At 37.8% G+C, this 14,389-nt stretch carries 5 protein-coding genes and 4 pseudogenes; all 9 read right to left on the bottom strand.

What is annotated here, in order from left to right:
* Positions 1–29: 29 nt before the first annotated feature.
* The 9 genes and pseudogenes from rpsJ to rpoB all read right to left on the bottom strand — a co-directional run bounded on the left by rpsJ (position 30) and on the right by rpoB (position 14,324).
* A pseudogene (gene rpsJ / locus PWK10_RS01210) lies at positions 30–322 on the bottom strand (30S ribosomal protein S10).
* A gap of 357 nt (positions 323–679) precedes the next feature.
* The gene (gene tuf / locus PWK10_RS01205; RefSeq protein ID WP_274767125.1) at positions 680–1,882 is read right to left on the bottom strand and encodes an elongation factor Tu; all 1,203 of its coding nucleotides are present in this window, start codon (positions 1,880–1,882) and stop codon (positions 680–682) included.
* A 13-nt stretch (positions 1,883–1,895) separates the two neighbouring features.
* Positions 1,896–3,977, bottom strand: coding sequence for an elongation factor G (gene fusA / locus PWK10_RS01200; protein WP_274767132.1), 2,082 nt, complete (start codon positions 3,975–3,977; stop codon positions 1,896–1,898).
* Between the two features lie 110 nt (positions 3,978–4,087).
* Positions 4,088–4,557, bottom strand: a pseudogene (gene rpsG, locus PWK10_RS01195) (30S ribosomal protein S7).
* 120 nt (positions 4,558–4,677) lie between these two features.
* Positions 4,678–5,051: pseudogene (gene rpsL, locus PWK10_RS01190) on the bottom strand (30S ribosomal protein S12).
* 55 nt (positions 5,052–5,106) lie between these two features.
* A complete protein-coding gene (locus PWK10_RS01185) occupies positions 5,107–5,271 on the bottom strand; it encodes a ribosomal L7Ae/L30e/S12e/Gadd45 family protein (protein ID WP_342455674.1) in 165 nt (54 codons plus the stop codon).
* A gap of 275 nt (positions 5,272–5,546) precedes the next feature.
* Positions 5,547–6,934 (bottom strand): annotated as a pseudogene (locus tag PWK10_RS01180) (ISLre2 family transposase).
* A gap of 131 nt (positions 6,935–7,065) precedes the next feature.
* The gene (gene rpoC, locus PWK10_RS01175) at positions 7,066–10,572 is read right to left on the bottom strand and encodes a DNA-directed RNA polymerase subunit beta' (RefSeq protein WP_274767131.1); all 3,507 of its coding nucleotides are present in this window, start codon (positions 10,570–10,572) and stop codon (positions 7,066–7,068) included.
* A 20-nt stretch (positions 10,573–10,592) separates the two neighbouring features.
* Positions 10,593–14,324: a DNA-directed RNA polymerase subunit beta gene (rpoB, locus tag PWK10_RS01170; RefSeq protein WP_274767130.1), complete on the bottom strand. Its 3,732-nt coding sequence runs from the start codon at positions 14,322–14,324 to the stop codon at positions 10,593–10,595.
* Positions 14,325–14,389: the final 65 nt, after the last annotated feature.

The following is a 14,389-nucleotide window of genomic DNA, read 5'->3' as shown; positions in this document are numbered from 1 at the left end:
TTAGCGGAATGCTTAAAGCATTCATAATATTAGAGCTTAATTTCAATATCAACACCAGCTGGTAAATCCAATCTCATAAGAGCATCAACAGTTTTTGAGTTGGGTTCAATATGTCGATAAGTCTCTTGTGAGTTCTTATTTCGAACTGTTCTCTTGAGTCCTTATACTTATGAACCGCTCTTAATATTGTGATAACATCCTTTTCAGTTGGAAGTGGAACTGGTCCTGATACTGAAGCTCCAGTTTTCTTTGCTGTTTCTACTATCTTTTGAGCTGATGAATCTAGTAGATTATGATCGAAAGCCTTAAGCTTAATTCTGATTTTTGTTTTGCCATTTTCTTACCCTCCTTTTCATCGCACGCTTTGTTTTTTCACGCACGACAACGGTAGCTTAACACACACATCCGGGTGTATCATTGTTTTGTCCACACTTAACTACCTTTGTCGCCCGATTCTTTGATCAGACATACTCAGCAAGAATTCCCCGAAGTCCGGCAACCTCTTGCTTCATCGCATATTTTCGTATTACAACTCTTATATTTTACAATATTATTTTAAAATTGACAAGACCTTTATAGATATTTTTTATTTAAAAAATCCATAAAAATTAGGGGTAGCCCCTAAAAATTTTTATAAAGATATATTATGAGGTTATCCAAGCGGATAACCTCATATAAATTATTCAAAAATCTTAGCAACAACGCCAGCGCCTACTGTTCTTCCACCTTCTCTGATGGCGAATCTTAATCCTTCTTCCATCGCGATTGGTGTTATAAGTTCAACTTCCATGTTGATGTGGTCGCCTGGCATGCACATTTCTACTCCTTCTGGTAACTTGATTGTTCCTGTTACGTCTGTTGTTCTGAAGTAGAATTGTGGTCTGTATCCGTTGAAGAATGGAGTATGTCTTCCTCCTTCTTCCTTCTTTAATACGTATACTTGACCTTCAAACTTCTTGTGTGGGTTTACTGAACCTGGCTTCGCAAGAACTTGACCTCTTTCTATTTCGTCTCTGTTTACTCCTCTTAATAGCGCTCCTATGTTGTCTCCTGCTTCTGCCATGTCAAGAACCTTTCTGAACATTTCTACCCCTGTTACTACTGTCTTCTTCTTTTCATCTGTTAATCCTACGATTTCTACTTCGTCTCCTACCTTCAATACTCCTCTTTCTACTCTTCCTGTCGCAACTGTTCCTCTTCCTGTGATTGTAAATACGTCTTCTACTGGCATTAAGAATGGCTTATCCTTATCTCTTTGTGGTGTTGGAATGTAGCTGTCTACTGTATCCATTAGCTTAAGTATCTTTCCGCACCATTCGCAGTCTCTGCTTCCGCATCCGCATTCAAGTGCCTTTAATGCTGATCCTACTACGATTGGTGTGTCGTCTCCTGGGAATTCGTATTGATTTAATAGGTCTCTAATTTCCATTTCAACAAGGTCGATAAGTTCTGGGTCGTCTACCATGTCTGCCTTGTTTAGGAATACTACAATGTATGGAACGCCTACCTGTCTCGCAAGTAGTATGTGTTCTCTTGTCTGTGGCATTGGACCGTCTGCTGCACTTACAACTAAGATCGCTCCGTCCATTTGCGCTGCACCTGTAATCATGTTCTTTACGTAGTCAGCGTGACCTGGACAGTCAACGTGTGCATAGTGTCTTGTTTCTGTTTCGTATTCAACGTGTGCTGTGTTGATTGTTATTCCTCTTTCCTTTTCTTCTGGTGCCTTATCTATTTCGTCGTATCTTGTTGCTTGTGCTCTTCCATACTTTGATAATACAAATGTTATCGCTGCTGTTAATGTTGTCTTACCATGGTCAACGTGTCCTATTGTCCCTATGTTTACGTGTGGCTTGGTTCTCTCAAAATGCGCCTTTGCCATTTAGATTACCTCCTTATTCATTCTTTGCTTTAGCCCCAACAATTTGAGCTTGGATGCTTGCTGGAACTTCTTCATAATGGTCAAATTGCATTACGTAAGTTCCTCTACCTTGTGTTCTTGATCTTAATGTAGTTGCATAACCGAACATTTCAGCAAGTGGAACGTATGCTCTTATAACTTGAGCTCCACCTCTTGGTTCCATACCTTCGATTCTTCCTCTTCTTGAGTTGATGTCCCCTATAACGTCTCCCATGTATTCTTCTGGAACAACAACTTCAACCTTCATTATTGGTTCAAGAAGAACTGGGTCCGCCTTTTGCATTGCATTCTTGAAGGCCATAGAACCTGCAATCTTGAAGGCCATTTCTGAGGAGTCAACTTCGTGGTATGAACCGTCAAATAGGATTACCTTAACATCCATTACTGGATATCCTGCAACTACACCTGATAGCATAGCTTCTTGGATACCATTGTCGATTGCTGGTATATATTCTTTTGGTATTACACCACCAACAATGTTGTTAACAAATTCGTATCCCTTTCCTCTTTCTTGTGGAATAAGTTCAATCCAGCAGTGGCCGTATTGTCCTCTACCACCTGATTGTCTTACGAACTTACCTTCAGCCTTAACAGCTTTTCTAACAGTTTCTTTGTAAGCAACTTGTGGCTTACCAACGTTGCATTCTACCTTGAATTCTCTTTGGAGTCTGTCTACGATAATTTCAAGGTGCAATTCACCCATACCTGCAATGATTGTCTGCCCTGTTTCTTGATCAGTATATGTTTTGAAGGATGGGTCTTCTTCTGAAAGTTTTTGTAATGCAAGTGCCATCTTTTCTTGGCCAGCCTTTGTCTTTGGTTCTATGGCAACATGGATAACTGGTTCTGGGAATTCCATCTTTTCAAGGATAATTGGCTTATCTGGATCGCAGAGTGTATCCCCAGTTATTACTTCCTTAAGACCAACGCATGCCCCAATGTCTCCTGCTCTGATTTCTTCAACATCTTCTCTGTGGTTAGCATGCATCTTAACAAGTCTTCCTATTCTTTCCTTCTTACCCTTTGTTGAATTTAATACATATGTTCCTGCTGTAAGAACACCTGAGTATACTCTAACGAAGGCAAGCTTTCCAACAAATGGGTCAGCCATTATCTTGAATGCAAGAGCTGAAAGTGGCTCATCATCGCTTGCATGTCTTTCATCTTCTTCACCTGAATCTGGATTTATACCCTTAACTGATGGAATGTCAACAGGTGATGGAAGATATTCAACAACCGCATCAAGAAGTAACTGAACACCTTTGTTCTTGTATGAAGAACCGCAAACTACAGGAACAAGTTCTCCACTTATTGTTGCCTTTCTTAAAGCAGCTTTTATTTCTTCTTCAGTGAACTCTTCTCCTTCAAGATACTTCATCATTAGTTCTTCATCAGTTTCAGCAACTGCTTCAATAAGATGTGTTCTGTATTCTTCAACGATATCCTTCATATCTTCTGGAACTTCAGTTTCTTCAGCTTGTGTTCCAAGGTCATCTACATAGATTATTGCTTCATTCTTTATAAGGTCAATAACACCCTTGAATGTATCCTCTTTTCCTATTGGAAGCTGAATGGCAACTGGCTTTGTTCCTAATCTGTCCTTCATCATTTGAATAACATTGAAAAAGTCAGCTCCCATTATATCCATCTTGTTAACATATGCTATTCTTGGCACTCCGTATTTATCTGCCTGTCTCCAAACAGTTTCAGACTGTGGTTCAACACCACCCTTTGCACAGAATACCGCAACAGCACCGTCAAGAACTCTTAATGATCTTTCAACTTCTACTGTAAAGTCTACGTGACCTGGTGTGTCAATTATGTTTATTACGTGGCCCTTCCATTGGCATGTTGTCGCTGCTGACGTTATTGTGATACCTCTTTCTTGCTCTTGAACCATCCAGTCCATAGTAGCAGCGCCTTCATGAACTTCGCCAAGTTTATGTGTTCTACCAGTGTAGAACAAAATACGCTCTGTTGTAGTTGTTTTACCGGCGTCGATATGTGCCATTATACCTATGTTTCTTACCTTCTCTAAAGGGAACGTTCTTGGCACAAATATTCCTCCTTTCTTTCTGCAAACATTTCTCTAATTTAACATAAATTTTACTTAAATGTTAATTAATACTATACCCCTAAATGTTATGCACATTTAGGGAGTATAAATTACCATCTATAATGAGCGAATGCTCTGTTAGCTTCAGCCATCTTATGAGTATCTTCTTTCTTCTTAACTGCTGCACCTGTATTGTTAGCTGCATCTAATATTTCGTTTGCAAGCTTAACTCTCATGTATCTGTCTCCTCTATTTCTTGCTGCTTCAACGATCCATCTGATACCGAGAGTTTGTCTTCTGTCTGGTCTAACTTCAACTGGAACTTGGTATGTTGCCCCACCAATTCTTCTCGCCTTAACTTCAAGAACTGGCATTACATTGTTCATTGCAGCTTCAAAAACTTCAAGTGGGTCCTTTCCAGTTTTTCTCTAATTATATCGAATGCACCATAAACAACCTTTTGTGCAACACCTTTCTTCCCGTCCCACATTACTTTGTTTATAAGCTTTGTTACAACCTTGCTATTGTATATTGGATCAGGAAGAACATCTCTCTTTGGAACATAACCCTTTCTTGGCACTTTCCTTCCCTCCTTAACATTAAATTTAAGTTCATCGGTACTCGGCATTTGCCGTAAAGTGCTCCATGCAATCTATTTAAACCCGAAGGAGTTTATATTGCACACAGCACCATTAAAACATTACTTCTTTGGTCTCTTAGTACCGTATTTTGATCTTTGTTGCTTTCTGTTAGCAACACCAGCAGCGTCAAGGGCACCTCTTATGATGTGATATCTAACACCTGGGAGGTCCTTAACTCTTCCACCTCTTATAAGAACAACACTGTGTTCTTGTAGGTTGTGGCCTTCACCTGGGATGTAAGCTGTTACTTCAATTCCATTTGTTAGCCTTACTCTTGCGATCTTTCTTAACGCTGAGTTTGGCTTCTTAGGAGTCATAGTCTTAACAACTGTGCAAACTCCTCTTTTTGTGGACATCCCTTTAATGCTGGTGACTTTGACTTGTATTGAACCTTTTCTCTACCCTTTCTAACAAGCTGGTTCATTGTTGGCATTTGTGCGCACCTCCTTCCAAAATGACACATCTATAATAAAGCAAATAATGCTTTATTACTCACTTAAAATACATGCTGTAGCTGCTCCTACATCAATGCCGCAAAGCATTCCCAATTTTTTCATCGTCTCAACAAAAACGACCTCAACGTTGTTTTGTTTACAAAGCTCTAATATAGGTGCTGTGACCTTTGCTTCTGCATCCTCAGCGATGTAAACAATCTTTGCTTGGCCGCTTTTTATTGCCTTTTCAGTTTGCTTTGCGCCAACAACTTTTTGCCTGTAAGTTTTGCAATCATGCTAATCCCCTCCTTGTGAAAGTTCTACTTTCACCTTCATTGAGGAAATCATAAAACACACAAAATCAATTTTAACATTTTAATATATCATTGTCAATACCAGTAAAATTTTAGATAGTGTCAAGATATTGTAGGTTAATTTTTTATAGACAACCCCCTAAAATGTTTAAAATCAAGACTTTCGTAAACTTTTAAACTTTAAATTATATTTTCATATTTAATTGATTTTAATATCTTATACATCGGTGTTACTTTTCCAATGTTTAATATTGTTATATTATTTATTCCTTCTCGTGAAGAATTATTTATTCTTTTAATTGTTTCTTTTATCTTCTTTTTATTTAATCTAAATGTTTCAACATCTTCCTTGTATATACTTATTTCCCTTAAATTACCTCCATTCCTGCTAAATACCCTTAGCTTTGCCATTATCTTTAATCCCTCTTTACTCCATCCTAATGGCCTACTGCTTAATCTCGCTGATAATACATGGCTTATATGCCCTTCTGCACTGCATCCTATTACATCCTCGTCCTCTTTATATATTACTATCCCTTCCCAGTTATTTAATATATATCTCCTTGCTTCTTTTGCTCTCTCCTTTTCTGTCTTAGTTTCTGCTATATTTATTAACTCCTTAAATATCTCCCTTAAAACCTTCTTATCCCCTTCATTTATCGCTCCCCATATCTTTTGCCTATATTCTTCTCGCTTTGCTGTCCCTCTTATTATGTATTTGTTCAAATGATATCTATCTAATACAAATTTCGCTTTCGGAATCCATTCCATTCCTTCCTTTATCCATCTTGCTCCATCTCCTGCTATGTATATCTTTTCTATGCTCTCTATTTCATAATTGTCATACACATAATTCGCTACATCTATCCATATTTCTTCAGCTTCTACACCAACGTATGCTTTGTAATATACATTCTTTAATTCGTTTCTCCCATTTTTGCTTTGCCTTCCTTCATGTATATATACAAGCCTTGGCATCTCCTTCTTCCCATCCTGCAATGCCACATGATCCTCATCTGCTTCTATGTATAGCACCCTTACTTTCCTCTTTTCTTTTACTTCCCTTTTACTTCTACTTCTCCTACCTGTCTTATTGCATTAAATACTGTCTGTCTACTTAGTTTCTCCGGACATGTTATTTTACTACTCTCCTCATAGGACATATTAATTGCGTTCTCCACCAGCTTTATCTTTACTTCTTTATCTACCTTCTCATGTTTGCTTATCCCTATAATTTCATCAAGTAAATATCTATATTCCCCATTCTTCTTAGATTTGTAATACGTTCTTGCATATTCTATTTCGCCTAGCATTGTTACAATCTTTTTCTTGTCTTTCCTTTCTACTACCCATCCCTTTTTCCTTTTTTCATCTTCTTTAATCGTTTTATCTAATTCTTCTAAAAAGTCCTTTATTATGTTTGCTCCTAATTCATCAGTCATTTTTTTAACTACATCAACAAGTTTTGTTAGATCCCATTCTTTTGATATAGTTTCTTCAACATTTTTTATTAATTTAGTAGTGAAATTTATTAAATGTTGTTGTATAATATTATTCAAAAGAGACACCCCCTTATTGGTTTGTGTGTTTTTTCACTTTTATTTTATCACAGGGGTTGTCTCTTTTAAATTTTTGTCTTTTTTCGTCCTACAATAATTTTACACTATGAAATTTTATTTAAGGGGTAGGCCCCCTTAAATTATTCAGCATCTTCCTCAGGTGTAATTTCTATGCTTCTGTATCTTACCATACCTGTTCCTGCAGGTATTAACTTACCTATTATAACATTTTCCTTCAATCCAACAAGTGGGTCAATCTTACCCTTGATTGCCGCATCTGTAAGAACTCGTGTAGTTTCTTGGAAGGATGCTGCTGAAAGGAAGGAATCTGTTGCAAGGGCTGCCTTTGTTATACCAAGCAGCGTTGTTCTTCCAACTGCAGGTCTTAAGCCCATCTTGATTGCCTTTTCATTTTCTTCATCAAATTCAAACTTATCTATAAGGCTTCCTGGAAGCATATCTGTATCTCCAGAATCTTCTATCTTAACCTTTCTTAGCATCTGTCTTATTATAATTTCAAGATGTTTGTCGTTTATATCAACACCCTGCAATCTGTAAACCTTTTGAACCTCAGCAAGAAGGTAAGATCTTACAGCATCTTCTCCCTTTATTCTTAGAAGATCATGTGGATTTACAGAACCTTCTGTTAACACTTCACCTGCTTCAATTCTTTGGCCATCATAAACTTTAAGCCTTGATCCATAAGGAATTGGATAAACCTTTTCCTCTCCGTCATCAGATATTATAGTTACAATCTTTCTCTTTCTATCTTCTGTAACTTTAACAACTCCACCTTTTTCGCTAATAATTGCAAGTCCCTTTGGTTTTCTTGCTTCAAAGAGCTCTTCAACTCTTGGAAGACCTTGTGTGATGTCGGCACCGGCAACACCACCTGTATGGAAGGTTCTCATTGTAAGCTGAGTTCCTGGTTCACCGATGGATTGTGCTGCAATAATACCTACAGCTTCACCTATGTTTACTCTTTCACCAGTTGCCATATTCATACCATAGCACTTTGCACAAACTCCATATCTAGTCTTACATGTAAACACGCTTCTTATCTTAACTCTTGTTATACCAGCCTTTTCAATCTTTGAATATATATCATCAGTAATATATTCGTTCCTCTTTACGATAACTTCTCCTGTTTCTGGATGAATTATATCTTCTGCTGTATATCTACCTATTAGTCTATCCTTAAGAGCTTCGATTACCTCGTTCCCATCCCTTACTTCTTCTACATAAAAGCCTTCTGTTGTTCCACAATCTTCTTCTCTTACTACTGTATCCTGTGATACATCAACAAGTCTTCTTGTTAAATATCCTGAGTCAGCTGTTCTTAGCGCTGTATCTGCAAGACCTTTTCTTGCACCGTGGGTTGATATGAAGAATTCAAGAACGTTAAGGCCTTCGCGGAAGGAGGATCTAATTGGCAATTCTATAATCTTACCTGATGGATTAGCCATAAGACCTCTCATACCACAAAGCTGTCTTATCTGGTTCTTTGGACCTCTCGCTCCTGAGTTTGCCATCATGAATATTGGATTGAATTTATCAAGATTATTCATGAGGGCATTTGTTACATTTTCTGTTGTCTTTGTCCAAGTATCGATAACCTTTTGATATCTTTCCTCTTCTGATATAAATCCTCTTCTGAATAGTCTTTGAATGTTGTCAACTTCAGCATCAGCTTCAGCAAGTAGTTTTGCCTTAGCTTCTGGAATAATCATGTCTGATACTGATATCGTAATGGCACCTATTGTTGAGAAGTGGAATCCTAATGCCTTTATCTTATCAAGAGTTATAGCAGTCTTTGTTGGTCCGTGCTTTTTATATACCCTCTCAACAATCTTACTTAACGCCTTCTTATCAACAAGAAAATCTATTTCATAATCGCATACCTTATCTGGATCATTTCTGTCAACAAATCCTAGATCCTGTGGAACTGCTTCGTTGAATATAATCTTACCAGGTGTAGTTTGAACTATCTTTGAAACTCTTTGTCCATTAATTTCCTTAGTAACTCTTACATTTATCCTTGCATGTAATCCAACTTCCTTTAGCTGGTAAGCAAGCAATGCTTCCTCTGGTGATGAGAAGTATTTTCCTTCTCCAAGTTCTCCTTCCTTTTCTATTGTTAAATAGTAGGAACCTAAAACCATGTCCTGGGTTGGCACTGTAACAGGCTTTCCATCAGATGGCTTTAATATATTATGGGCTGCAAGCATTAAGAACCTTGCTTCTGCCTGTGCCTCAACAGAAAGTGGAACGTGAACCGCCATCTGGTCACCGTCGAAGTCTGCGTTGTATGCTGTACATACAAGTGGGTGAAGCTTTATAGCTCTACCTTCAACAAGAACAGGCTGGAAGGCTTGAATACCTAGTCTGTGAAGGGTTGGAGCACGGTTTAGTAATACCGGATGGTCTAATATAACTTCCTCAAGTATATCCCAAACCTGGTTATTAACTCTTTCTACCATTTTTTTAGCATTCTTTATATTATGTGCTATTCCTTTTTCTACGAGTCTTTTCATTACAAATGGCTTGAATAGTTCAAGAGCCATTTCCTTTGGAAGACCACATTGGAACATTTTAAGCTCAGGACCAACTACTATAACAGAACGTCCAGAATAGTCAACACGCTTTCCAAGAAGGTTTTGACGGAATCTTCCCTGTTTACCCTTTAGCATATCTGAAAGGGATTTTAATGGTCTATTTCCAGGACCTGTTACTGGTCTACCTCTTCTTCCATTGTCAATTAGTGCATCAACAGCCTCTTGAAGCATTCTCTTTTCGTTTCTAACTATTATGTCTGGTGCTCCAAGATCTAAAAGCCTTTTTAATCTATTGTTTCTATTTATAACCCTTCTATAAAGGTCGTTAAGGTCTGAAGTTGCAAATCTGCCACCATCAAGCTGAACCATAGGTCTTAAATCCGGTGGTATAACAGGTAAAACTTCTAATATCATCCATTCTGGTCTATTACCTGATTTTCTAAAGGCTTCAACAACTTCAAGTCTTCTTATTATTCTAACCTTCTTTTGTCCTGTGCTATTTTCAAGTTCCGCCTTAAGTTCCTTTGAAAGAGCATCAAGATCGATCTCCTGGAGAAGTTCCTTAATGGCTTCAGCACCCATTCCAGCTCTAAAGGAACCTTCACCATACTTTTCTATTGCTTCTCTGTATTCCTTTTCTGTTAGAAGTTGCTTTTTTACAAGACCAGTATCACCTGGATCGATAACTATATATGAAGCAAAGTAAAGAACCTTTTCTAAAGATCTTGGGGACATATCAAGTATAAGTCCCATTCTTGATGGTATCCCTTTAAAATACCAGATGTGGGATACTGGGGCAGCAAGCTCTATGTGCCCCATTCTCTCACGTCTAACCTTTGATTTAGTAACTTCAACTCCACATCTGTCGCAAACAATTCCTTTGTATCTTACCCTTTTATACTTTCCACAATGGCATTCCCAGTCCTTAACAGGTCCGAAAATCCTTTCACAGAAAAGACCATCCTTTTCAGGTTTTAATGTTCTGTAGTTAATAGTTTCAGGCTTTTTTACCTCTCCCTTTGACCATTCCCTAATCTTTTCTGGAGAAGCAAGACCAATTTGAATTGAGTCAAAATTGTTTAACTCGAACAAGGGGACAGCCTCCCTTCATTTTATTCTTCGTCGTCAAAATTTAAATCGTCATCTATTGATTCAAAATCTACTATATTTTCATCAATGAATTCATCAAATCCTATATCATCATCTTCATTATATCCTTCTTCGCTGTAATCATCTACATCCTCTGTTGTGGTCATAGGCGTTAGTGCTACATCGTCTCTAATTTCCATTGTATTTTGTAATTCATCATATTCTTCATCGTAGTCTATATCCTCTTTAATAGCAACTTCTTGTTTATCTTCACCAAGAACCTTAACATCAAGACATAGGGATTGAAGTTCTTTAATAAGAACCTTAAATGATTCTGGAACTCCCGGTTCTGGTATGTTTTCTCCCTTAACTATTGCTTCATAAGTCTTAACACGTCCTACAACGTCGTCAGACTTAACTGTCAATATTTCTTGTAGAGTATGAGCTGCACCATATGCTTCTATTGCCCAAACTTCCATCTCACCAAATCTTTGACCACCAAATTGTGCCTTACCACCAAGTGGCTGTTGGGTAACTAATGAGTATGGACCTGTTGAACGCGCGTGTATCTTATCGTCAACAAGGTGAGCAAGCTTTAGCATATACATATAACCAACTGTTACTCTATTATCAAAAGGCTCTCCAGTTCTTCCATCATAAAGAACTGCCTTTCCATCTGGATCATACCCTGCTTTAATTAAGCACTCTTGAATATCCTCTTCGGTTGCACCATCGAATACCGGTGTGGCAACATGCCATCCTAATTTTTTCGCTGCTCTTCCAAGGTGAACCTCAAGAACCTGACCGATGTTCATACGTGATGGAACGCCAAGAGGATTAAGAACTATTTGAAGCGGTGTTCCATCTGGTAGGTATGGCATATCTTCAACAGGAAGAACTCTTGAAATAACACCCTTGTTACCGTGACGTCCCGCCATCTTGTCACCAACAGAAATCTTTCTCTTTTGAGCGATATATACTCTAACAAGCTCATTTACCCCTGGTGGAAGCTCATCTCCATTTTCCCTTGTAAATATCTTAACGTCAACTATAATACCTGCTTCACCATGAGGAACTCTAAGGGATGTATCTCTAACTTCCCTTGCCTTTTCACCAAATATTGCCCTTAAGAGCCTTTCTTCTGCTGTAAGTTCTGTTTCTCCCTTTGGAGTTACCTTACCTACTAATATATCGCCGGATCTTACTTCAGCACCTATTCTTATTATTCCTCTTTCATCAAGATCCCTTAATGCATCTTCACCAACATTTGGTATATCCCTTGTAATTTCTTCAGGTCCAAGCTTAGTATCCCTTGCTTCGCACTCGTATTCTTCTATGTGTATTGATGTAAATACATCGTTCATTACAAGCTCTTCTGAAATAAGTATCGCGTCCTCATAGTTATATCCTTCCCAAGTCATAAACCCTATTAGTATATTCTTTCCAAGAGCTATCTCACCTTGATCAATAGATGGGCCGTCTGCTATAATGTCGCCTGCCTTTACTCTATCGCCTTCGCTTACTATCGGCCTTTGATTTATGCAAGTTCCTTGGTTGGATCTTTTAAATTTCAATAGCTTATATGTTTCTATTTTACCATCTTCGTCCCTTTTAATTTGAATCATATCAGCAGTAACTTTCACAACTGTTCCATCAGATTTTGCAAGAGGAATTATCCCTGAATCCTTTGCAGCTTTATATTCTATTCCTGTTCCAACTATTGGTGCCTCAGTTCTAATTAGTGGAACTGCCTGACGCTGCATGTTAGACCCCATCAACGCTCTGTTTGCGTCATCGTTTTCAAGGAATGGGATCATAGCAGTAGCAACTGATACAACCTGCTTTGGTGAAACGTCCATAAGGTCAACATCATGCGGTGAAACTACTACTATTTCCTTCTTTGCTCTTGCTGTAACCCTCTTATCTATAAATCTTCCTTCTTCATCAAGAGGCTCATTAGCCTGAGCGATAATGTATTGGTCTTCCTCATCAGCAGTTAAATATACAACTTTATCTGTAACTCTTCCTGCTTCCTTATCAACAATTCTATATGGAGCTTCTATAAAGCCATATTCATTAACCCTTGCGTATGTTGCAAGTGAGTTTATAAGACCTATGTTTGGTCCTTCTGGTGTTTCTATAGGGCACATTCTACCATAATGGGAGTGGTGAACGTCTCTTACTTCAAAGCCTGCTCTTTCCCTTGAAAGACCACCAGGACCTAATGCGGAAAGACGTCTCTTGTGAGTTAATTCTGAAAGTGGGTTTGTCTGATCCATAAATTGTGAGAGCTGTGACGAACCAAAGAATTCCTTAATCGCAGCAACTACAGGTCTTGTATTGATAAGCTGCTGTGGTGTAACAGCATCAAGATCCTGTATTGTCATCCTTTCTTTTATTACCCTTTCCATTCTGGAAAGCCCTATTCTGAATTGATTTTGTAAAAGCTCTCCAACGGATCTTAATCTTCTATTTCCAAGGTGATCTATATCATCAACATATCCTATTCCATAGGATAGATTTAAGCAATAATTAATTGATGCAAATATGTCGTCTTTAATAATATGCTTTGGAATAAGCTGATTTATTCTTTGTCTTATTGCATCCTTTATGTCATCTTCATTATCAAATTCATCGATAATTTCCTTAAGAGTTGGGAAATGAACTAATTCCTTAATGTTAAGGTCACTAAAATCATATGGTAATCCAAGCTTTGTAATATCAACGAAGTTGTTTCCTATAACTCTTACTGGTTTGCCTTCAATTAATACTTCAACAACATTTACACCGCTGTGTTGAATCTTTTGGGCTGTCTCCCTGTCTATTCTTTTTCCTTCCTCGATTAATATTTCACCAGTAAGAGGGTGAGCAATGGTATGTGCAGCTACTTGATTTACGATTCTATTTGCAAGAGAAAGTTTTTTATTAAATTTATATCTACCAACCTTTGATAAATCATATCTCTTTGGATCAAAGAAAAGAGAATCCAAAAGAGCCTTCGCACTCTCAACAGCCGGTGGTTCGCCTGGTCTTAATCTCTTATAAATTTCTAATAGAGCTTCTTCCTTTGTCTTTGTGCTATCCTTTTCTATTGTTGCCCTTAGATGTTCTTCTTCGCCAAAGTAATTTATTATTTCATGGTCTGAACCACTTTCCATTAATGACCTTATAAACACTGTAAGAGGTAGCTTTCTTGTTCTATCCAATCTAACGTATAGTATATCGTTAGAATCTGTTTCGTATTCTATCCAAGCACCTCTATTGGGAATTACCGTAGATGAGTAAAGTTTTTTACCAGATCTGTCAATAGCTTCAGCATAATATACCCCAGGTGACCTTACGAGCTGACTTACAATAACCCTTTCTGCTCCATTTATTACAAATGTCCCTTGTTCAGTCATTAATGGGAAATCTCCCATATATACTTCCTGGTCCTTAACTTCCCCTGTTTCCTTATTAACTAATCTTACCTTTACTTTTAATGGTGCTGCGTATGTAGCATCCCTTTCTTTGCATTCTTCAACGGAATACTTAATATTGTCATAATCCAATCTATAGTCAATAAACTCAAGGACTAGGTTCCCCGTATAGTCAGTAATCGGGTTGACATCTTCGAAAACTTCTTTTAGTCCTTCCTCTAAAAACCATTTGTAGGAATTGAGTTGCACCTCGATGAGAAGTGGCATGTCGATTACTTCTTTGATCTTTGAAAAGCTCATTCGGGTTCTTCTGCCCACTTTAACAGGATGTACCATTAAATCTCACCCCTTACTTAAAATAAATCCAACGACGATAAGACTCTATTTTAATATTTTTTACA

The sequence above is a fragment of the Caloramator sp. Dgby_cultured_2 genome (genome assembly GCF_028872215.1).
GTDB lineage: Bacteria > Bacillota > Clostridia > Clostridiales > Caloramatoraceae > Caloramator > Caloramator australicus.
Note: the sequence above shows the minus strand (reverse complement) of the source record. Positions and strands in the feature narration are given on the sequence as shown.